This window comes from Burkholderia sp. E168m22 (genome assembly GCF_001319805.1).
GTDB lineage: Bacteria > Pseudomonadota > Gammaproteobacteria > Burkholderiales > Burkholderiaceae > Burkholderia > Burkholderia orbicola.
In genome coordinates this window covers 15,369-38,009 of sequence record NZ_BBSK01000066.1, presented here as the reverse complement: position 1 = coordinate 38,009, position 22,641 = coordinate 15,369, and the positions used below count along the sequence as shown (strand labels likewise).

The window sequence follows — 22,641 nt, the reverse complement described above, 5'->3', positions numbered from 1 at the left end:
GCTCCATCGGTTCGCTGTCCACCGGCCTGAGTTCGACCAACAGCTCGGTTACCTCGCTGTCCACGTCGGCTTCGACGGGTCTGTCGTCCGCGAACAGCTCGATCAGCTCCCTGTCGACCTCGACCTCGACGGGCTTGTCGTCGGCCACCAGCTCGATCACCTCGCTGTCGACTTCGACTTCGACCGGCATCAGCTCGCTGTCCACCGGCTTGAGCAGCACGGACAGCACGATCCTGTCGCTGTCCACCTCGACCTCGACCGGCATCGGCTCGCTGTCTACCGGCCTGAGCAGCACGAACAGCTCGGTGTCGTCGCTGTCGACCTCGACCTCGACCGCGATCAACGCCGCGAAGACGCACTACTACAGCGTCAACGACAACGGCGTGCAGCAAGCCAACTACGCCAACGACGGCGCCACGGGCACCAACGCCCTCGCCGCCGGCGTGAACGCCAGCGCGGCGGGCGCGAGCAGCGTGGCAGTCGGCGACGGCTCGAACGCGCAGACGGCAGGCGCGGTCGCGATCGGCCAGAACGCCTCGGCAACGGGCGGCAAGGCGGTATCGATCGGCTCCGGCAACACGGCGTCGGGCGACGGCGCGGTCGCGATCGGTGACCCGAACGTGGCGACGGGCACCGGCGCCGTGGCGATGGGTGCGAACAACACGGCGACCGGCGACGGCGCGGTGTCCCTCGGCAACCAGAACACGGCAACCGGCGCCAGCGCGCTGGCCCTCGGCAGCTCGAACCAGGCCACCGCGGACAACACGATCGCGCTGGGCAGCCAGGCCACGGCCGGCGCCACCGGCGCACAGGCCTACGGCTCGGCCGCCAAGGCCACGGCCGCCGACGCGCTCGCCTTCGGCACGAACGCGCAAGCGAACGTCGCGAACTCGATCGCACTCGGCGCGAACTCGGTCACGGCCGCGGCGGTCGGCACCTCGAGCGCCACGATCGGCGGCGTCACGTACCCGTTCGCGGGCGGCTCGCCGGTCGGCGTGGTGAGCGTCGGCGCACCGGGCCAGGAACGCCAGATCACGAACGTCGCCGCCGGCCGGATCTCGGCCACGAGCACGGACGCGATCAACGGCAGCCAGCTGAACGCGACGAACAACGCGATCAACACGCTGTCGACGTCCACCGCGTCGAACGTCGCATCCCTGTCGACCGGCATCAACTCGCTGTCGACCGGCCTGAGCACGACGAACAGCAACGTGGCCTCGCTGTCCACGTCAACCTCGACCGCGATCAACTCGCTGTCGACGGGCCTCAGCACGACGAACAACAACGTCAACTCGCTGTCGACGTCGACTTCGACCGGCATCGGTTCGCTGTCCACCGGCCTGAGCACGACGAACAGCAACGTGGCGTCGCTGTCGACCGGCGTGACGAACATCAACAACCAGTTGAACCAGCTGTCGACGACGCTCAACAACAACACGACGCGTGCGGCGAACAACAACGGCGTCGCCGCCGACCTGAACGGCAAGGGCAACGACCTTCCGGTGGTCACGGCCGGCTCGAACTCGGTGGCGATCGGCGCGGGTTCGAACGACGGCGGCCGCTCGAACGTGGTGTCGGTCGGCAGCGACACGCAGCAGCGCCAGATCACGAACGTCGCGCCGGGTACGCAAGGCACCGACGCGGTGAACGTGAACCAGCTGACGCAGGTGCAGACGACGCTGTCGACGGCACTGTCGGGCCAGCAGGCGCAGATCAACTCGCTGGGTTCGCAACTGCAGCAGACCGACCAGATGGCGAAGCAGGGTATCGCGGCCGTCGGCGCGATGGCGTCGATTCCGCAGCTCGATCGCGACGCCAACTTCGGGATGGGCGTGGGCACGTCGACCTTCCTCGGCCAGAAGGCGATGGCGGTCAACATGCAGGCGCGCATCACGGAGAACCTGAAGGCGTCGATCAACGGCGGTTTCAGCGGCGGTCAGAAGGTGATCGGCGCCGGCATGCTGTATCAGTGGAAGTAACGCGTCGCGCCGCCCGGCCGCCCGGCTAGCCAGCCGGACGGCCCGCGGCCCGACGGCAGGACGAGCCCGCTGCGCACCGCGCGGCGGGCCTCGGTCAACCCAAGCTTTAAGGACGTCACCGTGAACAAACTCGCTCTTGCGCTCGCGCTTTCCGCAACGGCCCTCGCCGCGTGCTCGACCGCATCCGGCCCGACCTTCAGCGCCTCCGAACTGCAGCCGCGCGACGGCGTGCGCACCTTCCAGGTGGACTGCCACGGCCTGCTGTCCGGCCCGCAGACCTGCATGAAGGCCGCCCGCAAGATCTGCGGCGACGAGCCCGTGCGCGCCGTCGACTCGGCCCGCGCGCTGCGCGACAAATCCGATCCGGCCACGCTGGTCTTCCAGTGCGGCGCCGCACCGGCCGAAGCGGCTTCGGCCGCCACACCCGCACCCGCCGCCGTGATCGAACGCGTGAACCTGTCCGGCGACGCACTGTTCGCCACCGACCACGCGACGCTCGCACCGACCGCGCGCGAATCGCTGGACCGGCTGCTGAGCGAGCGCGCCGACCGCACGTATTCGCAAGTGACGGTCACCGGCTTCACCGACTCGGTGGGCAGCGACGACTACAACCTCGCGCTGTCGAAGCGCCGCGCCGAATCGGTCGCCGCCTATCTGAAGGCGCACGGGCTGAAGACCGACTCGATCACCGTGTCGGGCCGCGGCAAGGCCGATCCGGTCGCGTCCAACGCGACGCCGGAAGGCCGCGCCAGCAACCGCCGCGTCGAAATCCGGCTGCAGCACTGAGCCGTCCGCGGCCGCCCATGCGGCCGCGCGATCCGGCAGGCCAGCCGCGCCACGCCGGCACGCCACGGGACGCCGCGGGACGACCGGGCGCCGCAACGCCTGCGCCCGCTTCCGTTGGCCGGCGGCTATGTCAAAGTTCGTCACGTCCTGCCAAAACCGGCGGTTTCCATGCCACAATCGCCGCAGACAGTCGCCGGGGCAGCCCGCCCGACGCGCGCCGTCCCAGGCGTGCCCGGCGACACGCCGGAATCCGGCTGCCGCCTTCGCGAATCCCGTCGCCCGGTTCGCGCGCCGCGGTGCCACCGGCGCGAATCCAACCATGACGATCCACGGCGCGCCGCTGCCGGCCAGACGCTCGACGCGATGCCCGGACGCACGACGCCGCAGAGGAAACCAACCGGTGACGGACATCAATGAAGCCGCCGCGGGCGGCACTCGCAAGCAACGGCCGGCGGTCGGCATCTCGCTGTTTGCGCGCGACGGCCAGGCGATCTGGGAAAACGGCATTCACCAGAACATCGCGTTCCTCGCGATGATGCTCAAGCGCTCGGATCGCGTCGGTCCCGTCTATTTCCTGAACGGCGGCGACGCCAACGCGCTGCCCGCCGGCCTCGAACTCGACGGCCTCGACATCCCGCTCGTGAAACCCGCCGACGTCACGCACGAACTCGACGTCGTGATCGAAATGGGCGCGCAGTTGCCGGTCGAATGGCTCAGGCACATGAAAGCGCTCGGCAAGAAGATCGCCGCGTTCTTCTGCGGGCACGTGTATGCGGGCCTGTGCGAAACGCCGATCTTCGGGAAGCCGTCGGGGCACGTGTTCAACGGCGCACCGTTCGACGAAGTGTGGCTGCTGCCGCAATACGACAAGACCGCCGCGCCGATGCTGCGGACGATCCTGCGCGCGCCCGTCCACCTGATGCCGCACATCTGGTCGCCGTACTTCCTCGAGCGCCGCGTGGCCACGCTGGCCGACGAAGGCGCGACGTTCGGCTATCAGCCCGGCCAGCGGCCGTGGAAGCTCGCGATGCTCGAGCCGAACATCTCGGTCGCGAAGTCCTGCCACTACCCGATGCTCGCGTGCGACGCGTTCTACCGCGCGCGGCCTGATGCGGTGCAACACATGTTCGTCGTCAACTCGATGCACATGAAGGAACATCCGACCTTCGTGCACTTCGCGAACAGCCTCGATCTCGTGCGCCAGCACAAGGCGACGTTCGAGCCGCGACTCGACCTGCCGGGCTTCATGGCGCGTCACGCGGATGCGGTCGTGTCGCACCACTGGGAAAACGGGCAGAACTATCTGTATTACGACGTGCTGTACGGCGGCTATCCGCTGATCCACAACTCGACGCTGATCGGCGACGCCGGCTATTACTACCCGGACTTCGACTCGGCTGCCGGCGGCCGCGCGCTGCTCGAAGCGTGGTTGCATCACGACGAACGCCTCGACGACTACCGCGCGAAAGCGGGCCGGCTGCTGCAGTCGGTCTCGATCGACAACCCCGCGAACCTCGACGCGTTCGTCTCGCGTCTGGTCGCCTGAACCGGAGCATACGCATGTCGGACTCCAATGCCCGTCAAGCGCCCGGCGAGGGCAAGCGTCTCGTCGTCGGCGTGTCGCTGTTCGTGCGCGGCGCCGGCCAGTCGCTGTGGGAAAACGGCATTTTCCAGAACTGCCTGCTGCTGATCCTGCTGCTGCGCCAGTCACCGCTCGTCGCGGATGCCGTGATGGTGAACGGCGGCGAACAGGTCGCCGATCCGCAGATGATGCTCGGCGAGTGGAACGTGCCGCTGCTGTCGATGGATGAAGCGCTCGAGCGCTGCGACGTGCTGATCGAAATGAGCGCGCAGTTCGGCGCGGACTACCTGCGCGCGTTTCGCGAACGCGGCGGCAAGGTGGTCACGATGCGGGTCGGCAACGACTACGTGATCGACATCGAGCGCGCGATGTTCGACAAGCCGTCGGGCTTCCTGTTCTCGGGCGCGCCGTACGACGCGGTGTGGACGATCCCCGAGTTCGAGCGCTCGTGCCTGCACTACTACCAGACGGGCCTGCGCGCGCCGGTCACGATCGTCCCGCACATCTGGCATCCGATGCTGTTCGACAAGGCGCGCGCGACGCTCGGCGCCGGTTTGTCGTTCGGCTATCAACCGGCCAAGCCGCGCTGGCGCGTGACGATGTTCGAGCCGAACATCTGCATGGTGAAGACGAGCATCATTCCGATGCTCGTGACCGAGGAAGCGTATCGCGCGAAGCCCGAGTTCCTCGAGTTCGTGCGCGTGTGCAACACGATTCACCTGAAGGAACATCCGACGTTCGTGCACTTCGCGAAGAGCCTCGACATCGTGAACCACGGCATCACGACGTTCGAAAGCCGCTATGCGGTGTACGAGTTCATGGCCGCGTACGGCGATGCGGTGGTGTCGCACACGTGGGAGAACGCGCAGAACTACCTGTACTACGAGCTGCTGTACGGCGACTATCCGCTGATCCACAACTCGCCGTTCCTCGGCAAGGCCGGGTATTTCTATCCGGACTTCGACTGCCAGGCGGGCGGCCGCGCGCTGCTGCAGGCGTTCGCCGAGCACGACGCGAACCTCGACGCGTATCGCGAGCAGTCGAAGCACGTGCTCGACTCGGTCAGCATCTACAACCCCGAGAACGTCGCGGCCTATACGGACGCGATCGCCACCCTCTATCGCGACGCGTGACGCGCCGCCCTTTCCGGACCCTGACCATGAACGCACGCTCGACCCTCACCCGCGCAAAATGGCTGATCGGCTGCGCCGCCGCATCGATCGCGATCGGCGCGCACGCGCAAGCCGCCGGCGAATCGGCCGACACGCTGCTGCGCGACTCCGATGCGGTGTTCAAGCAGCTCGACGCCGGCCAGTACGGGGCGGTATGGAGCGACGCCGCGCCGTTCGTCAAGGCGCGCTTCAAGCAGGATCAGTTCGCCGCGCAGATGCAGCAGGCACGCCAGTCGGTCGGCGCGGTCGGCCATCGCGGCTGGGCGCAGGTCACGCGCATCCGCTACGAGCGGACGACCGGAATGCCCGACGGGCTCTATGCGAACGTCGATTACGCGACGACGCTCACGAGCGGCGCCACGATGTTCGAGAAGCTGAGCTTCCGCCTCGAAACCGACGGCCGCTGGCATCTGACGGGCTACGTGCCGCGTCAGACGCAAAGCGCCGCGCAGTAAGCCACGCACTGCCCGCCCCACGGAGCCGATCCGATGAAACTCAATGTCGCGATAACGATGAACGTGCAGCGCGACGCGACGCAGTCGATCTGGTACAACGGCGCGAACCAGCATTGCGTGTACCTGTACATGCTGCTGAAGCAGTCGCCTTTGATCGGCGAGGTCTGGCTCGCGCACGACGACGGCATCACCGAGTATCCGCAGGCGCTGATGATGGACGCGTTCGGCGACGCGCTGCGGCCGCTGTCGGCCGTCGTTCACCAGACCGACCTGCTGATCGAGATGAACGCGTTCATCGACCCGTCGCACACGGACGTCATGCGCCAGCGCGGCGGCAAGTGCGTGTCGTATCGCTTCGGCAACGACTACGTGATCGCGGTCGAGACGATCAACTTCGAGAAGAACGACTGGCGGCCGAACCCGCACCGCGTGCAGTTCGACGAGATCTGGACCAATCCGCAGCACATGCACACGTGCGCCGCGTATTTCCAGGCCGTGTACCGTGCCCCGGTGATCGAGCTGCCACATATCTGGTCGCCGTATTTCATCGAGCGCAGCCTCGACGCCGATCCTGAACTGAAGGCCCGCTTCGGCTATCGCAACCACGGCCCGGCCAAGCGCATCGCGTTCTTCGAGCCGAACCTGAACGTCGTGAAGAGCGCGATCGTGCCGATGCTCGCCGCGAACGCGTGCTACGTCGAGCATCCGGAGCTCGTCGAGCACGTGTACATGACCAACACGTTCGACAAGAAGGAAAACGTCGCCTTCAAGCATCTCGCGCTCGGGCTCGAGATGGTGCGCGACGGCAAGGCCACCGCCGACGTGCGCGCGCCGTTCGTCGCATGGGCCGCGCATCACACCGACATCGTGGTGTCGCACCACTGGGAAAACGGCCTGAACTACCTGCTGTACGACGCGCTGTACGGCAACTATCCGCTCGTGCACAACTCGCCGTTCCTGCGCGACGTCGGCTACTACTATCCGGACTTCGAGATCTTCGATGCGGCGCGCGCGATCGCGACCGCTGCGCAGACGCACGACGCGCGGCTCGACGACTACGCGGCCGCCGCCCGCCGCTGCCTGCATCAGGTCGACACGCTCGCCGAGCACAACGTGCGCGCGTATTCCTCGCAGATTCAGCATCTGTTCGCCGACCGCCCGCTCAGCTGATTGCCTTCGCACGCGCCCCAGCCCATGAATCAGACCGTCCGCAATTTCGTCGTGATCGATTCGATCCACGGCCCGTTCGTCATCAACCGGCATTGCGCGTTGCAGGCCGAGGCGCTGATCAAGACCGGCCGGCCGCATATCCAGGGCGAACTCGACACGATCCTGCAGGTGATCGACCAGTTGCCCGACGGCGCGATCGCGGTGGACGGCGGCGCGAACGCGGGGCTGGTGTGCGTGCCGATCGCGCACCGGCTACGCGAGCGCGGCGGCCGCGTCTATGCGTTCGAGCCGCAACGCACGCTGTTTCACGCGCTCGGCGGCACCGTCGCGCTCAACCAGCTCGACAATCTCCATCTGCTGAACATGGGGCTGGCCGCCGCCAACGGCACGATGAAAGTGCCCGACGTCGACTACGGACAGGATGCCGACTTCGGGCAGGTCTCGCTCGTCGATGCGCAAGCCTCCGGCGGCACGCCGACGCCGGTCGTCCGGCTCGATTCGCTTGGCCTGCCGCGGCTGGATTTCCTGAAACTCGACATCGAAGGAATGGAGATCGACGCGCTGCGCGGCGCGCGGCGGCTGATCGAGACGCATCTGCCGTGGTGCTGGATCGAATACTGGAAAGTCGGCGAGGCGCGGATCATCGACACGTTCGCCGGTCTCGACTACACGTTCTACCGGATCGACGGGCTGAACATGCTGTGCGTGCCGAACCCGCGCTGGGACCGGCAGCGCCTGTTCATCACCGGCGAACCGCTCGCCGTCGGCTCGACGGCCGAACGCGGCACGGATTCCGCGACGGCCGCGCCCACCGACGCCGACGCCCCCGAAACGAACTGGAACCGCGCGCTCGACCACGAATCGCGCGGCGAGTGGGGGCATGCGATCGACCGCTGGCAACACGCACGCGGCCGCGGGCTCGACGACGATGCGATCGCGCTACAGCTCGCGTCGTGCTACGGCTTTGCCGGCACACCCGAGGCCGGCCTCGCGGCGCTCGACCATTTCGGCGATCCGGCCGCGCTGCCCGACGCGGCGCGCGGGCGCATCCAGCTGGCGCGCTCGGCACTGCTGCTGCGCGCCGGCCGGCGCGACGAGGCCGCACGCGCGACCATCGACAGCGAAAACGTGCTGACGGCCGCGCAATTCGGGCTGCCGACGGAACGGCTCTACCAGGGTCAGCCGCTGCACGGCAAGCGGCTGCTGATCCTCAGCTACGGCGGGGTCGGCGATCAGCTTCAGTACGCGCGCTATCTGCATGCGCTCGACGCGCTCGGCTGCGCCGGCGTGACCGTGATCGTACCCGACGCGCTGACGGGCCTGCTGCGCGAGACGTTCCCGCGCATCGAATTCGTCGGCGCGCACGGCGCGTGGGTCGACACGTCGCAGCTCGCCCACGACTACTGGTGCTCGTTCCTGATGCTCGCCGCGCTGTTCGGTTACGCGCCGACGCCGGAAGGCATGCCGGCCCCGTACCTGACGTGCCCGCCCGCGCATGCGGCCGCGTGGCGCGAGCGCGTATCGCACGACGGCCATGCACCCGGCACGCGTCGCATCGGGCTGAACTGGCGCGGACGCGACGAAAGCGATGCGCGCTTCCATCGTGCGGCCAGCCTGCGCGATTTCGCGCCGCTCGCGCGGATGCACGGCTACGCCGCGTACTGTCTCAATCGCGATCTGTCCGCGCAATCCGAGCAATCGGACCTGCCGGTCACCTTCCCGCATCACGCGATCGGCGATTTCGGCGATCTTGCCGCGCTGATGCTCGCGATGGACGCCGTCGTGACCACCTGCACCGCCCACATCCATCTCGCCGGCGCACTCGGCGTGCCGGCCGTGCTGCTGCTCAGCCCGAAAGCGGACGCGCGCTGGGAAACCGGCTCGCGCACCGCGCTCTACCCCGGCATCCGGATCGTGCGCGCCGCGCACGTCGGTCGATGGGACGATGCGATCGACCGCGCGATGGCGCTGGTGCTCGGCGGTTTCGGGAAGGATTGAGATTCGACGGCCGCGCGAGCGGGCCGCGGTACCGGGCCCGCACCCGCGCCGGTTGCGTTACACCAGCACCCGATCGCCGCTTTGCGCGGCGAACGCGCGGCCATGCCGCCGCCCCATGCGCGCCAGCAGCACGAAGCAACGGGCCGCTGGCCGGCCTGCGCCGCCCGATTGCCTGACGAGGCTGTCGGATACGCCGCGCGCGATCGCCGACTCGTCGCCGCACGCACCGGCGATGACGCCCGCGTAATAGTGCCGGGCCGCCAGCTCGCGGCCGCCCGCGTCGAGCGGGCTCATCCGCTGAATGCGGCGCGCGACGGTCGTCAGGCCATCGAGATAGGGCGCGACATCGATCGGCGCATCGGTCGACTCGGCGCCCAGTTGCCACAGCATGTCGGCCAGCTCGGCGAGCGCGACCAGGTCGCGCACATCGGTCGCCTGCGTGCCCGTTCCGCCTCCGGCTTTCGTCCCCGCCATGCCCACGTCCCCTTTGCGATTCGTCCCAACCGCGACACGCACCCGGCGCGCCGCCCTGCCCGCTTCAGCACTCACGCCGCCGCCGGCGACCGCCATGAAAAGCGGATGCCCTGCGCCCACGCGACGCCGGCATCCACGATGATCTGCCGGTCGGTCTCGCTTTCCACGCCTTCGACGACGACGTGCCGCGCCCCTTCATGCGCAAATGCGATCAGCCGGCGAAACTGGTAACGCCCGATCGCGTTGCGCTTGATCAGCGACAGGACCGACCGGTCGAGCTTCACGATGTCGGGGTTGCCGACCACCAGATTGTTCAACGCGCTGAAACCGACGCCGAAATCGTCGATCGCGATCCGGCATCCGGCTTGCCGGAAGCGGTTCACGAACGACCGGCCCGCGACGGGGTTCAGCGGCCCCGTCTCCGTGATCTCGATCACCAGCCGCGCCGCCACCGACGGCTCGCGCTCGAGCCGCCTGAAAATCGCCAGCCACGCGTCGTCGACCACCGCGCTTGCCGCCGCGACGTTGCAACCGTACACGGCAGCCGGATCGGCGCGCAGCGCATCGATCGTGCGGCCGACCACCAGCCGGTCGAACCAGCGCATCAGTCCAAGCGCTTCCAGCCGCGGCAGGAAGGCGAGCGGCGGCAGTGCATCGCGCTCGCCCCACCGCAGCCGCGCGAGGCATTCCTGGTACAGCACGCCACCCGACAGGTCGGCGCGGCACACGGGCTCGTGCGCGAATCCGAGCCGGCTTTCGACGAAACTGCGTACCGACGCAAGATCGCGATGATCGTCCGGCGCGCCGAACACGAGATCGATTTCGTCGCGATTCGTTTTCCGATTCGCCTCCTGGCGAGCTTCGACCGCATTCATCCGGCGCTCCGGCAAATGGCGAGCCGCCGATCACGGCTCGACCTCAATACATATGCGGAACGAGCCCACCTCGACGCGCTCCGCCGCCTACCCGGCCCATCCTGTCATGTCGATTTTTTCCGGGGGCGTACTGTTCGCTTCGGCGCGCCGTCAAATTCGATATTTTTACGATATTCGGTTACTTGAAATACACCATGCGTGCGCGATGCCGACAGTGCGACAGGTTACACAACGCAAATTACGAAAACCATCAATCCGAATCGTTTATCTTTTTCATCTAAACAGTTTTATCTGAATCACCCCCTCCCGGATTTGCTGGTCGCGCGAAGCGGGATATCGCCAATTGATCAGATAAATACCACACCGCAAAGTGCCGTACGCATTCGACATGCCGGGTTGAAACACCGGCCCTCCACACATGCCGTCACCTGCGGAAAACCTGCTGCCGCGCGTGATTCGATCACCGCAGCATTCAATTTTCTCGTTTCAAACGATATTATGAAATTCCGAAACGGAATCAAGCCTCATTTAATCAATAATACCAACTTCAATTATATGAAGATTATAAATTGAACCATATTTAACAATCTTTCCGACTTGTTAACCTATAAACTTGTTTTTGACGGACTTCCCTCGGAGCCGTCAATTTCGTGCCTTCCAAAACCGTCGAGCTCATCGGGTTCGGCGGTTTCTTTTTTAACGGCATGATTTCGTCAGACATGAGGGCGGGACAAACCCGACGGCGGCCGGCGGCGCACCGAACGTGCGCCGCGGAACATCGACCTCATCAGGCGACCGTCGCGCCGATCAGGTTCGCGAGCAGCGCGTCGTACTCGGCGACGAGCGCCGGATTCGCCGACGTGTAACGGCCGAGAATTTCGCGCTGGCGCCGCGCATACCCTTGCCAGTCGTCGTCGTGCGTGTGCAGCGCGCGCAGCAGCGCATCGGCGCCCTGCTGCACGTCGTTGTCCGGATAGTAGTAGCCGAGATCGGGCGCGAGGCTCGCGTTGTGCACGAGCGGATAGCCCTGCCAGCACACGTCGAAATAGAAATAGTTCAGCGGGTTCGACCATTGGTGCGACACGACGATATCGGTCAGGTCAGCCAGGAACAGCGGCGTATCGAAGCGCCCGACGAAGCTGGCCTTGCCCGCGCGCACGATGTCCAGGTAGTTCATCAGCATCACGAACTCGGGGCTGTCGTGCGCGAGGCGATCGGCGTTCGTCACGTGCGTGAAGCAGATCGCGTCGGGGTCGCGGCGATACGCTTCGTCGATGATCAGCATCGGATACACGCAGAACTTCACGACGTCGTGGTTCGGCTCCATCACCGTGAGCCGCTTGCCGGGCTCGCTGCGCGGCCGGTATTCGCCGTGCTCGGGCAGCGACCGCGCGCGTTCGGTGAGGAACATCGGGTCCCACACGAACGGCACGACACGCCCCGGGCAGCGGCGCAGCGACTGCAGGAACGGCAGCGACGACGGCGCGATCTGCGGAATCGCCCACACCTCGTCGTAGCCGCGGTTGATGAACAGCGAATCCCACAGCCGGCGGCCGAACAGCATCGACTCCATCGCGTTGATGTACTCGACGCCGCAGCAATAGCTGACCAGCTTCACGCCGCGCGCTTTCAGGTAGGCCGTCTGCTCGCCGTCGATCTGCCCGCCGAGTTCGATCACCACGTCGAGCGCGTCCTTCATGTCGGCGAACGCGCGCGTGTCGAACACGTTGCGATCCCACGGCAGGGCGTCGGTCAGCGGCACGTCGGTCGTGTTGACCAGCGTCACGCGGTAGCCGTGCGGCGACGCCATCAGCAGCTTCGCGAGGAACAGCGCGTTCTGCTTGATGCCGTTGATCCACAGGCTTTCGTCGGGGGCACGCAATCCGATCGTGATACCGATGCGCAGGCCGGTCAGGACAGGAGACGTCATCGTCGGCAGGATGGAAGGTTGAACGGGAATGGCATGGCGCAGTGTAGCGCTTGACGCGCCGCCCGCGTCAAGCGGCGGCGATCCGGCATTCTAGCGGAGCGCCGGCCGCACACTGTCAGGGATGGTCAGCGGCCGCCCCGGCCGGGCCAATCCGCCCGATCGTTATGCGATACTCGTGCCGCCCGGCGGCCGGCTTTCTCGGCGCGTTCGGGCGCGCAGCACACGACCTCGCCGCACCACGATCAAGACCAAGGCACACAAAGCATGGAACATGATGCCGCGCAAGGCTTCCAGACCCTCCACGACGAACCGGGGCGGCGCTCGCGGGTCAGCGTATCCGGATGGCGGGCCGAGCTGAAGCGCATCCCGCGGATCGTGTGCGCGCTTCCCGGCGTTCGGAGCGCGCGATGATCGTCCTCAGTCATTTCAGCCAGCACGCGCCAGCCAGCCTCGAGAACCACCGCTGGTACGCGCAGGGGCACGGCTATCGTCACGAGATCGTCGATGCATCCGGCATGCCGCAGGCGCTGCCGCTGCGCCCGCTGCATCGCTACGAATCTCTGCTGCACGTGCTGCGCGGCGCGCAACCCGACGAACTGGTGCTGCTGCTCAGCGAAGATGCGGCGATCATCGAGCCCGTCGCGCTCGACCGCCTGATGACTGGGCGCGACATGCTGCTGGTCGACGCGTTCGCGTCGCCGCTGCCGCAAGTCGACGTGCAGATCTGGCGCAACACGCCGGACGTGCGTGCGATCGTGATGCGGCTCGCGCAGCGCTGCAAGCTCGGCAGCGAGCCGAGGCTGACGTCGGAAGCCGCGCTGTTCGCGGAGCTCGATACGCATCGCTACATGACGCCGATCGACGGGCTGTATGCGGTCATGCCGTCCGGCCCCGACCTCGATCCGATGTGGAGCCGCGAGCCGACGTTCGCGATCAGCCTCGACGACACGCCGCACGATCCCGAACGCAAAGGCGCGACGCCGCGCTTTCGCGACACGCTCGTCGCGTACGTCAACCGATGCCGCGCCGCCGGCCGGCCGCTGTTCACGTTCGATCACGCGGCCGCAGCACCGGACGAAGCCGCCGAGCGCAGCACGTACAACCCCGGCCGGCCGATCGCATTGATGATGCTGTACACGCCGAACATCGGCAGCTATGCACGCGTCGCCGAACGGAATTTCCGGCGCTACTGCGACGCGCACGGCTACACGCTGTACGTGCATCGCGACATCCCCGCCGAGATCGGGCTGAACGCGACGGGCAACTGGTTCAAGCCGTGGCTGCTGCACGCCTACCTGCAGCACCATGAATGGGTCGTGTGGCTCGACGCCGACGTGCTGATCGCGAACCAGCAGCAACCGCTGGCGCCGCTGCTCGAAGGACGCGACTGGCTGCTCGCACAGGATATCGGCCAATGGGCGTTCAATTCCGGCGTGATGGCGTTTCGCCGCACCGAACGCAACGACGCGATGCTGCGCGACCTGATGACGACGATTGCCGCGCTGCACGACCGGTCGAGCGTCTATGCGAGCGACGGCGACCAGTTGCATTTCATTCGCGCGATGGAGCGCGACGGCCAGTTGCAACGCGAAGGCGTGACCGACCTCGTCAGCCTCAACACGCCGTGGCTGTTTCGCCGCGCGGACAGCTACATCGTGCATTACTACGGCATGTGGTCCGCGATGCGTGCGCTGATGATGGCGCATGACGACGGGCTGCTGCCCTGACACCAGCGCCGCCATACCCTCGACGCACAAACACGACGCGCCGGCCGGATTCAACCGGACGGCGCGTCGTCGCATCAGGTGCCGTCGTCAGATCGCCGCGATCGTCGGCGCCACGGCCGCCGGGTCGGTGATGCTCGGCTTGCCGGTCTCGACGTGCCCCGCGATGCGGCGCGTCCAGCCGGCATTGCCCGCCACCGCGAACTGCAGGTCGTACCAGTGGCTGCTGCACGACAGGTCCCAATGCGCTTCGATGCGCTGCCCGGCCGGGACCGTCAGCGTGCGCGCCGCGCCGCCGTACGCGACATCGGTCGCCGTGACCGTGAGCGGGCCGGTGCCCGCATTGGCGATCGTCACGTACACGTCGCCGTTTGCGGTGTCGTAGCACGGCGTGATTTCAGGCTTGGCCGCGGCATCCGCCGCCGCCGACCCCGCGAAGCGCCGGAAATAGCCGTTCGGCCCCCACACGCTCACCAGATAGTTGCCGTTCGCATCGAGCGCCCACGTATCGGTCAGCTGCTTGCCGGCTTCGACCGTATAGCGGCGCGGCATCGCGGTCGGGTCACCCGTATAGACCCAGAAGTGCGCGCCCTGCGTGCCGGTATTCGCGAACGTCAGCGCATAGCCTTGCGCCTGAAGCTGGCCGGTGACGTGCAGTTCGTACGGCAGCGCGCGCGCCGGCCGCGTACCGGGTTCCTGCGCGGTCACGACCTGCTGCGCGGTGCTGGCCGGCGCGGTCTGCGACGACGCACGCGAGCATTGCAGGTCCGCCTGCGCGACGTACGCCTGCGTATTCGGCAGGGTCGGCAGCGTCGCATCCGATTTCGAGAAGTCGAGCGCCGACGTCAGGTCGCCGCAGATCGCGCGGCGCCACGGCGAGATGTTGGTCTCCATCACGCCGAAGCGCTTTTCGATGAATTGCAGCACCGACGTGTGATCGAACACCTGCGAGCAGACGAAGCCGCCCTTCGACCACGGCGACACGACGAACATCGGCACGCGCGGGCCGAGGCCGTACGGCAGGTTGTCGGCCGTATAGGTGCCGGCTTGCGTCGCGGTCACGACGTTGTGCCGCTCGAGCGACACGTCGACGGTACTCATGCCCGAGCCCGGCAGCGTCGGCGCCGACGGCGGCACGACATGGTCGAAGAAGCCGTCGTTCTCGTCGTACATGATCAGCAGGACGGTCTTGCTCCACACGTCCGGGTTGGACGTCAGCGCATCGAGGATCGTCGACAGGTAGTACGCGCCGTACAGCGGCGTGAACTTCGGATGCTCCGAATACGCGGCGGGCGGCAGCAGCCACGACACCTGCGGCAGCGTATTCGCCTGTACGTCGGCCTTCAACTGCGTGATCGGGCGCGTACTCATTCCGCGCGTCTGCAGCGACGAACCGGCCGGCGCATTCACGAAGTTGTTGAAGCACGCCAGCATGTTCGTGCCGTAGTTGCCGGTGAAGTTGTCGAACCCGGTGCCCTGCTGGTAGATCTGCCACGAGATGCCGGCTTGTTCGAGCCGTTCCGGGTAGGTCGTCCAGCTGAAAGGCGGCAACTGGATCTTGTCGAACTGGTTGTCGATGTAGTCGGTGTTGTCGAGCAGCGGGCCGCCGCCCGTGCCGAGCGGATCGACCATGCCCGTCATCAGGTACATGCGGTTCGGGTGCGTGTTGCCCGGGATCGAGCAGAAGTAGTTGTCGCACACCGTGAACGCATCCGCGAGCGCGTAGTGGAACGGGATGTCGTCGCGAACGTGATAGCCCATCGTCATGTTCGACTTCTGCACGGCCCACTGATCCGCGCGGCCGTTGTCGATCGCGCCATGGGTGGTCGCCCAGGTATGCGGCAGGCCGCCGATACATTGCGCGTTGACGCCCGGATTGGTCGTGTCGTAGCGGAACGGCGCGATCACGCTCGACTTGTCCTCCTGGCGCGGCTGGAACCACACCGGCTTGCCGTTCGGCAGCGTGACCGGGAAGCGGTCGTTGTAGCCGCGCACGCCGCTCAGGTGTCCGAGATAGTGGTCGAACGAGCGGTTCTCCTGCATGAACACGACGATGTGCTGCACGTCCTGGATCGTGCCCGTCACGGTGTTCGGCTCGATCGCCAGCGCCTTGCGGATCGATTCCGGCAGCAGTGCGGTGGCGGCGGTCGCGCCGGCGAGGCCGGCCGAGAACTTCAGAAAATCGCGTCGCGAATGAGTGGCCATGCTGGTTGCTCTTGATGGGTTTTCTGGTGGAAACGGCCGGTATCAGGAAGCGGGCGACGACGCAGGCGCGGTGAAGCCGGGCGGGCAGCGCATCTGCGCGGTGGCGACCACCGCACCGCCGCACGCGGCCTTCTGCTGCGCGACGGGCGCGGCGGGTGCGGTCAGGTCGTCGTTGCAGGCGCCGAGGACGGCGGTCAGCGCGATCAGGCCGACGACCGCGAAAGGCCGTAGGGCCGACGTTCGCATAACGGTTCTCCGTGAGGATGATGACGTGACGCGGACGCGACGCCGCGCCGGTCATATCGACGCCGAGATGCTATGTTCGACTTGTTACACGACGGTGTCGAGGGGCGGGAAGATGGAGGTGCGCACTGCGCGTGGCACGCGATGGTGTGGCAGGAACGGCGAAGATCGTAAGGCCTTCGAAAGATGTATGTTGCTTAGGCGTATAGCTTCTTCGCGTGTTGTCGATATCGAAGCCGCATCGCCGCGGCCACGGCCACGGGCGTACGGAAAATTACGAAGCGCTTTCTTGCGGGCCTGCCGCCACGGCAACCGGCCCACGTACAGCAACAAGGTCCGCTCAGCCTTCCGCCATCATCAGCAACTGCGCGCCGTCCGCGACCTGATCGCCGACACCGTACAGCACGTCAGCGACGACGCCCGCGCTCGGCGCGCCGATCGTGTGCTCCATCTTCATCGCCTCCATCACGATCAGCGGCGTACCGGCTTCGACCTTCTGCCCCGGCTCGACCAGCACCGCGATCACCTTGCCGGGCATCGGCGCGGTCAGGCGGCCACCGCCCTGCTCCGCGTCGCCCGCATGCGCGAGCAGGTTGCGCCATTCGAACGTTTCGGCCGCACCCTGCGTGAACACATGGAACGTGTCGCCGTCCGCATACACGCGGCCGCTGCTGCGCACGCCGCCAAGCGTCACGTCGAAATCGAGCGGCGTGGCGCCGCGCGTCCACGCGAACGGTTGCGCGGCCGCGTCGCCGATCGCGATGCGCGTGCCGGTGCCGTCGTCCTCGTACGTGACCGTCACGTCGGCTTCGCGATCGGTCGCATGCCATTCGAGCGTGCGGCGATAGCCGCCGTTCAGCCGCCAGTCCGGCAGCGAACTCCACGGCGACGCGCTTTCCTGCGCGGCGGCGCGTTCGCGCGCAAGCAGTGCCGCACAGGCGAGTGCAAGCGTCGCACGCGGCGGCTGTTGCGGCGCGAACAGCGCATCGTGGTTGCGCTCGATCAGGCCCGTGTCGAGATCGGCGATCGCGAACGGCTCGCACGCAACGATCCGCTGCAGGAACGCGGCGTTGGTATGCAGGCCGACCACTTCGCACGCGCGCAGCGCACGCAGCATCAGGCCCAGCGCTTCCGCACGATCCGCGCCGTGGACGATCAGCTTCGCGATCATCGGATCGTAGAACGGCGTGATCGCATCGCCTTCGCGTACGCCGCTGTCGACGCGCACCGACGCCCCGATGTCGAACTCGACGCCTGCCGGCAACCGCAAATGCTTCAGCGTGCCCGTCGACGGCAGAAAGCCGCGCGCCGGATTCTCCGCGTAAAGGCGCGCTTCGAGCGCATGGCCCTGCACGCGCAGTTCCTCCTGCTTCAGCGGCAGCGGCTCGCCCGCCGCGACGCGCAGTTGCCATTCGACGAGATCCAGCCCCGTGACCATCTCGGTCACCGGGTGCTCGACCTGCAGGCGCGTGTTCATTTCCATGAAGTAGAACGCTTCGCCCGTCATGATGAATTCGACGGTGCCCGCGCCGACATAGCCGACCGCGCGCGCGGCCGCGACGGCCGCTTCGCCCATCGCCTGGCGCACGTCCTCATGCAGGCCCGGCGCCGGCGCTTCCTCGAGCACCTTCTGGTGACGGCGCTGCACCGAGCAATCGCGATCGAACAGGTACACGGTATTGCCGTGCGTGTCGCCAAACACCTGCACCTCGACGTGACGCGGGCGCGTCAGGTATTTCTCGATCAGCACACGATCGTTGCCGAAGCTGCTTGCCGCTTCGCGCTGGCACGATGCAAGCGCCGCGGGAAAGTCCTCGGAGCGCTCGACCACGCGCATCCCCTTGCCGCCGCCGCCCGCGCTGGCTTTCAGCAGCACCGGATAGCCGATCTGATCAGCCTCGCGATGCAGGTTGGCCGCGTCCTGGTCGTCGCCGTGATAGCCGGGCACGAGCGGCACGGCGGCCGCGTGCATCAGCGCCTTCGCGGCGGCCTTCGATCCCATCGCCGCGATCGCGTCGACCGGCGGCCCGATGAACACGATACCGGCCGCTTCGCACGCTTGCGCGAAATCTTCGTTCTCCGACAGAAAACCGTAGCCGGGGTGAATCGCCTGCGCGCCGGTCGCGCGCGCGGCTTCGATGATGCGCTCGATGCGCAAGTAGCTGTCTGCCGCGACCGAGCCGCCGATGTGCACGGCCTCGTCGCACGCGGCCACGTGTTTCGCGTTCGCATCCGCGTCGGAATAGACGGCGACGCTCGCGATCCCGAGACGTTTGCACGTCGCGGCGACGCGGCACGCGATTTCGCCGCGGTTGGCGATCAGAATCTTGTCGAACATGGCTTCGATGTCGTCCGGAAGGTTGAGGTCACGCGATCATTCACGCCACGACGGCGTGCGCTTTTCGAGGAAGGATGCGATCCCTTCGCGCGCTTCCGCGCCGGCACGGGTCTTCGCGATCCACTCGGCGGTCTGCTCGATCAGCGTCGCGTCGAGCGCGCGGCCGGCCACGTCGGCGACGAGCCGCTTGCACGCCTTCACCGCGTCGGGGCCGTTCGCGACCAGCGTCGCCGCCAGCTTCGCGACCGTTTCGTCGAGCGCGTCGGCCGGCACCGCATCGTGAATGAACCCGAGCGACGCGGCACGCGTGCTGTCGAACACCTCGGCCGTCGTGAAGTAGCGCCGCGCCGCACGTTCGCCCATCGCCCGCACGACATACGGCGCGATCGTCGCGGGAATCAGCCCGAGCCGCGCTTCCGACAGGCAGAACTTCACGCCGTCGGCGGCAATCGCGATGTCGGCCGCCGCGACGAGGCCCACGCCGCCCGCATACGCGTCGCCATGCACGCGCGCGATCACCGGCTTGCCGCAGCGATAAATCGCTTCGAGCATGCGCGCGAGCTTGCGCGCATCGGCGCGGTTCTCGTCGTCCGAGTAGCCGGCCATCTTCTTCATCCAGTTCAGGTCCGCGCCCGCGCAGAATGCGGCGCCTTCCGCGGCCAGCACGATCGCGCGCACGCCTTCGTGCGCATCGAGCCATTCGAACGCGGTGGTCAGCTCGGCGATCGTCGTCTCGTTGAACGCGTTGCGCACGTCGGGACGCGCGAGCGTGACGGTCGCCACGCGGCCGGCTTCGCTTACCTTGATCGTTTCGTATCGCATCGGTCAGTCCTCCCGGGCGTTACATGCGGAACACGCCGAAGCGCGTGTCGTCGATCGGCGCGTTCATCGACGCGGCCAGGCCGAGCCCGAGCACGTCGCGCGTCTGCGCGGGATCGATCACGCCGTCGTCCCACAGCCGCGCGCTCGCGTAATACGGATGGCCCTGGCGCTCGTACTGGTCGCGAATCGGCTGCTTGAACGCGTCCTCTTCCTCGGCCGACCACGACCCGCCCTTCGCCTCGATGCCATCGCGACGCACGGTCGCGAGCACCGATGCGGCCTGCTCGCCGCCCATCACGGAGATCCGTGCATTCGGCCACATCCACAGGAAACGCGGGCCGAACGCGCGGCCGCACATCCCGTAGTTGCCGGCGCCGAACGAGCCGCCGATGATCACCGTGAACTTCGGCACCTTCGCGTTCGACACGGCCGTCACCATCTTCGCGCCATGCCGCGCGATGCCTTCGTTCTCGTACTTGCGCCCGACCATGAAGCCCGTGATGTTCTGCAGGAATACGAGCGGGATCTTGCGCTGGCAGCACAGCTCGATGAAATGCGCGCCCTTCACCGCCGATTCGGAGAACAGGATGCCGTTGTTCGCGACGATCCCGACCGGATGGCCCCAGATGTGCGCGAAGCCCGTGACGAGCGTCGTGCCGAAGCGCGCCTTGAATTCGTCGAATTCCGAATCGTCGACGATGCGCGCGATCACCTCGCGCACGTCGAACGGCTTGCGCGTATCGACCGGAATCACGCCGTACAGGCTCTTCGCGTCGTAGCGCGGCGGCTTCGGCTCGCGCAGCGCGAGCGGCGGCGCGATCTTCGGCGCGAGGTGACCGACGATGTTGCGCGCGATCGACAGCGCATGCGCGTCGTTCTGCGCGAGATGGTCGGCCACGCCCGACAGGCGCGTATGCACGTCGCCGCCGCCGAGATCCTCGGCGCTCACTTCCTCGCCGGTCGCGGCCTTCACGAGCGGCGGCCCGCCGAGGAAAATCGTGCCCTGGTCCTTCACGATGATCGACTCGTCGCTCATCGCCGGCACGTATGCGCCGCCGGCCGTGCACGAGCCCATCACGACGGCGATCTGCGCGATCCCCGCCGCCGACATCGTCGCCTGGTTGAAGAAGATGCGGCCGAAGTGGTCGCGATCGGGAAACACGTCGTCCTGGTTCGGCAAGTTCGCGCCGCCCGAGTCGACGAGGTACACGCACGGCAGCCGGTTTTCCGCGGCGATTTCCTGCGCGCGTACGTGCTTCTTCACTGTGACCGGGTAGTAGGTGCCGCCCTTGACCGTCGCGTCGTTGCACACGATCACGCATTCGCGGCCGGCGATGCGCCCGATCCCGGTGATGACGCCCGCGCCCGGCGCGTCGTCGTTGTACATGCCGTTCGCCGCGAGTTGCGAGAACTCGAGGAACGGCGCGCCCGGATCGAGCAGTTGCGCGATGCGATCGCGCGGCAGCAGCTTGCCGCGCGACAGGTGCTTGTCGCGCGCGGCCTGGCCGCCGCCCTGCGCGAGCTGTTCGATCTTCACGCGCAGGTCGGCGACGACCGCCTCGAGCGCCGCGGCATTCGCGCGGAAGTCTTCCGAACGCGGGTTCAGTTTCGATTCGATGATCGGCATCGACGGGGCTCCGTTCCGTGACGTGGGGCGTTACATCGTTTCCGCGAACAGCTCGCGGCCGATCAGCATCCGGCGGATCTCACTCGTGCCGGCACCGATCTCGTAGAGCTTCGCATCGCGCCACAGGCGGCCGACCGGGTATTCGTTGATGTAGCCGTTGCCGCCGAGGATCTGGATCGCCTCGCCAGCCATCCACGTCGCCTTCTCGGCCGTGTAGAGGATCACGCCCGCGCAGTCCTTGCGCACCTGGCGAATGTGGTCGCTGCCCGCCGAGTCGAGATGGCGGCCGACCGCATACAGGTACGCGCGGCACGCCTGGAACGTCGTGTACATGTCGGCGACCTTGCCCTGGATCAGCTGGAATTCGCCGATCGCCTGGCCGAACTGCTTGCGGTCGTGGATGTACGGCACGACCGCGTCGAGACACGCGGCCATGATGCCCGTCGGCCCACCCGACAGCACCGCGCGCTCGTAGTCGAGGCCGCTCATCAGCACCTTCACGCCGCCGTTCAACTGGCCGAGGATGTTCTCTTCCGGCACCTCGACGTCCTGGAACACCAGCTCGCCCGTGTGCGAACCGCGCATGCCGAGCTTGTCGAGCTTCTGCGCGACCGAGAAGCCCTTCATCCCCTTCTCGACAATGAAGGCGGTGATGCCGCGCGGGCCGGCTTCGATATCGGTCTTCGCGTAGACGACCAGCGTGTCGCAATCGGGGCCGTTGGTGATCCACATCTTCGTACCGTTGAGCACGTAGCGGTCGCCGCGCTTGTCCGCGCGCAGCTTCATGCTGACGACGTCGGAGCCGGCGTTCGGCTCGCTCATCGCGAGCGCGCCGATGTGTTCGCCCGACACGAGCTTCGGCAGGTATTTCTGCTTTTGCGCTTCGGTGCCGTTGCGGTGGATCTGGTTCACGCACAGGTTCGAGTGCGCGCCGTACGACAGGCCGATCGACGCCGACGCGCGCGAGATCTCCTCCATCGCGACCATGTGCGCGGTGTAGCCCATGTTCGCGCCGCCGTATTCCTCGGAGACGGTCATGCCGAGCACGCCGAGATCGCCGAACTTCTTCCACAGATCCATCGGGAACTGGTCGGTGCGGTCGACCTCCGCCGCGCGCGGCGTGATTTCCTTCGCCGCAAACGTCGCGACGGCGTCGCGCAGCATCTCGATGTCTTCACCGAGCATGAATTGCACGCCGGGCAGGTTGATCATGTCTCCTCCGTCTCCAGAAAGTGTGTCGCACTCACCGATTTCTGAGTTT

Annotated in this window: 18 protein-coding genes; 9 read left to right on the top strand and 9 right to left on the bottom strand. The window is 66.9% G+C overall.

Translation table 11 applies throughout. The features are described 5' to 3' along the window. The 7 genes from AP428_RS16130 to AP428_RS16100 all read left to right on the top strand — a co-directional run. The coding region (locus tag AP428_RS16130; RefSeq protein ID WP_197285601.1) for a YadA family autotransporter adhesin at window positions 1-1,979 on the top strand (1,979 nt) is incomplete at its 5' end. A gap of 120 nt (window positions 1,980-2,099) precedes the next feature. Continuing rightward, a complete protein-coding gene (locus AP428_RS16125; protein ID WP_011546965.1) occupies window positions 2,100-2,765 on the top strand; it encodes an OmpA family protein in 666 nt (221 codons plus the stop codon). A gap of 400 nt (window positions 2,766-3,165) precedes the next feature. Next, a complete protein-coding gene (locus AP428_RS16120) occupies window positions 3,166-4,311 on the top strand; it encodes a DUF2827 domain-containing protein (RefSeq protein WP_006480560.1) in 1,146 nt (381 codons plus the stop codon). Window positions 4,312-4,325: 14 nt separating this feature from the next. Beyond that, complete coding sequence (locus AP428_RS16115) at window positions 4,326-5,480, top strand: DUF2827 domain-containing protein (RefSeq protein ID WP_011546964.1); 1,155 nt, start codon at window positions 4,326-4,328, stop codon at window positions 5,478-5,480. A gap of 26 nt (window positions 5,481-5,506) precedes the next feature. Next, the gene (locus AP428_RS16110) at window positions 5,507-5,974 is read left to right on the top strand and encodes a DUF4019 domain-containing protein (RefSeq protein ID WP_011546963.1); all 468 of its coding nucleotides are present in this window, start codon (window positions 5,507-5,509) and stop codon (window positions 5,972-5,974) included. Between the two features lie 33 nt (window positions 5,975-6,007). Beyond that, window positions 6,008-7,144 (top strand): DUF2827 family protein, encoded by a 1,137-nt coding sequence (locus tag AP428_RS16105; RefSeq protein WP_011546962.1) that lies wholly within the window; start codon window positions 6,008-6,010, stop codon window positions 7,142-7,144. Window positions 7,145-7,168: 24 nt separating this feature from the next. Continuing rightward, the gene (locus AP428_RS16100; RefSeq protein WP_011546961.1) at window positions 7,169-9,142 is read left to right on the top strand and encodes an FkbM family methyltransferase; all 1,974 of its coding nucleotides are present in this window, start codon (window positions 7,169-7,171) and stop codon (window positions 9,140-9,142) included. Between the two features lie 57 nt (window positions 9,143-9,199). Here the strand turns inward: AP428_RS16100 and AP428_RS16095 are convergent, their stop codons facing one another. Together AP428_RS16095 and AP428_RS16090 are read right to left on the bottom strand one after the other, a co-directional pair. Continuing rightward, a complete protein-coding gene (locus AP428_RS16095) occupies window positions 9,200-9,616 on the bottom strand; it encodes a hypothetical protein (RefSeq protein WP_041489353.1) in 417 nt (138 codons plus the stop codon). Window positions 9,617-9,687: 71 nt separating this feature from the next. After that, a complete protein-coding gene (locus tag AP428_RS16090) occupies window positions 9,688-10,491 on the bottom strand; it encodes an EAL domain-containing protein (protein ID WP_011694853.1) in 804 nt (267 codons plus the stop codon). Window positions 10,492-10,689: 198 nt separating this feature from the next. Between AP428_RS16090 and AP428_RS35255 the strand changes: the two genes are divergently transcribed. Continuing rightward, window positions 10,690-11,064 carry a hypothetical protein gene (locus tag AP428_RS35255; protein WP_011546958.1) on the top strand — a complete coding sequence of 125 codons (375 nt, stop codon included), beginning with the start codon at window positions 10,690-10,692 and terminating at the stop codon, window positions 11,062-11,064. A gap of 214 nt (window positions 11,065-11,278) precedes the next feature. Here AP428_RS35255 and AP428_RS16085 read toward each other — a convergent pair whose 3' ends face one another. Continuing rightward, window positions 11,279-12,421: a DUF2827 domain-containing protein gene (locus AP428_RS16085; RefSeq protein ID WP_011546957.1), complete on the bottom strand. Its 1,143-nt coding sequence runs from the start codon at window positions 12,419-12,421 to the stop codon at window positions 11,279-11,281. Between the two features lie 407 nt (window positions 12,422-12,828). Here AP428_RS16085 and AP428_RS16080 point away from each other — a divergent pair, with 407 nt between their 5' ends. Further along, on the top strand, window positions 12,829-14,148 hold the full coding sequence (locus AP428_RS16080) for a galactosyl transferase GMA12/MNN10 domain protein (protein ID WP_171984326.1): 1,320 nt from the start codon (window positions 12,829-12,831) through the stop codon (window positions 14,146-14,148). An 87-nt stretch (window positions 14,149-14,235) separates the two neighbouring features. On the opposite strand, the gene AP428_RS16075 is transcribed toward AP428_RS16080, so the two are convergent. The 6 genes from AP428_RS16075 to AP428_RS16050 all read right to left on the bottom strand — a co-directional run bounded on the left by AP428_RS16075 (window position 14,236) and on the right by AP428_RS16050 (window position 22,592). Next, complete coding sequence (locus AP428_RS16075) at window positions 14,236-16,350, bottom strand: phosphocholine-specific phospholipase C (protein ID WP_011546955.1); 2,115 nt, start codon at window positions 16,348-16,350, stop codon at window positions 14,236-14,238. 42 nt (window positions 16,351-16,392) lie between these two features. Next, window positions 16,393-16,596: a hypothetical protein gene (locus AP428_RS16070; RefSeq protein ID WP_011694854.1), complete on the bottom strand. Its 204-nt coding sequence runs from the start codon at window positions 16,594-16,596 to the stop codon at window positions 16,393-16,395. A 337-nt stretch (window positions 16,597-16,933) separates the two neighbouring features. Then, window positions 16,934-18,931, bottom strand: a complete 1,998-nt coding sequence (locus tag AP428_RS16065) for an acetyl/propionyl/methylcrotonyl-CoA carboxylase subunit alpha (protein WP_011546953.1) — start codon at window positions 18,929-18,931, stop codon at window positions 16,934-16,936. 36 nt (window positions 18,932-18,967) lie between these two features. Further along, window positions 18,968-19,753, bottom strand: coding sequence for an enoyl-CoA hydratase/isomerase family protein (locus AP428_RS16060; protein WP_011546952.1), 786 nt, complete (start codon window positions 19,751-19,753; stop codon window positions 18,968-18,970). 19 nt (window positions 19,754-19,772) lie between these two features. Next, on the bottom strand, window positions 19,773-21,380 hold the full coding sequence (locus tag AP428_RS16055; protein ID WP_011546951.1) for a carboxyl transferase domain-containing protein: 1,608 nt from the start codon (window positions 21,378-21,380) through the stop codon (window positions 19,773-19,775). A gap of 30 nt (window positions 21,381-21,410) precedes the next feature. Further along, window positions 21,411-22,592 (bottom strand): isovaleryl-CoA dehydrogenase, encoded by a 1,182-nt coding sequence (locus AP428_RS16050; protein ID WP_006480547.1) that lies wholly within the window; start codon window positions 22,590-22,592, stop codon window positions 21,411-21,413. Window positions 22,593-22,641: the final 49 nt, after the last annotated feature.

Coding starts and splice junctions, on each gene's coding strand:
- AP428_RS16055 (WP_011546951.1), bottom strand. CDS start 21,380: ATGCCGATCATCGAATCGAAACTGAACCCGCGTTCGGAAGACTTCCGC.
- AP428_RS16105 (WP_011546962.1), top strand. CDS start 6,008: ATGAAACTCAATGTCGCGATAACGATGAACGTGCAGCGCGACGCGACG.
- AP428_RS16080 (WP_171984326.1), top strand. CDS start 12,829: ATGATCGTCCTCAGTCATTTCAGCCAGCACGCGCCAGCCAGCCTCGAG.
- AP428_RS16095 (WP_041489353.1), bottom strand. CDS start 9,616: ATGGCGGGGACGAAAGCCGGAGGCGGAACGGGCACGCAGGCGACCGAT.
- AP428_RS16110 (WP_011546963.1), top strand. CDS start 5,507: ATGAACGCACGCTCGACCCTCACCCGCGCAAAATGGCTGATCGGCTGC.
- AP428_RS16070 (WP_011694854.1), bottom strand. CDS start 16,596: ATGCGAACGTCGGCCCTACGGCCTTTCGCGGTCGTCGGCCTGATCGCG.
- AP428_RS16050 (WP_006480547.1), bottom strand. CDS start 22,592: ATGATCAACCTGCCCGGCGTGCAATTCATGCTCGGTGAAGACATCGAG.
- AP428_RS16075 (WP_011546955.1), bottom strand. CDS start 16,350: ATGGCCACTCATTCGCGACGCGATTTTCTGAAGTTCTCGGCCGGCCTC.
- AP428_RS16090 (WP_011694853.1), bottom strand. CDS start 10,491: ATGAATGCGGTCGAAGCTCGCCAGGAGGCGAATCGGAAAACGAATCGC.
- AP428_RS16085 (WP_011546957.1), bottom strand. CDS start 12,421: ATGACGTCTCCTGTCCTGACCGGCCTGCGCATCGGTATCACGATCGGA.
- AP428_RS16115 (WP_011546964.1), top strand. CDS start 4,326: ATGTCGGACTCCAATGCCCGTCAAGCGCCCGGCGAGGGCAAGCGTCTC.
- AP428_RS16060 (WP_011546952.1), bottom strand. CDS start 19,753: ATGCGATACGAAACGATCAAGGTAAGCGAAGCCGGCCGCGTGGCGACC.
- AP428_RS16100 (WP_011546961.1), top strand. CDS start 7,169: ATGAATCAGACCGTCCGCAATTTCGTCGTGATCGATTCGATCCACGGC.
- AP428_RS16065 (WP_011546953.1), bottom strand. CDS start 18,931: ATGTTCGACAAGATTCTGATCGCCAACCGCGGCGAAATCGCGTGCCGC.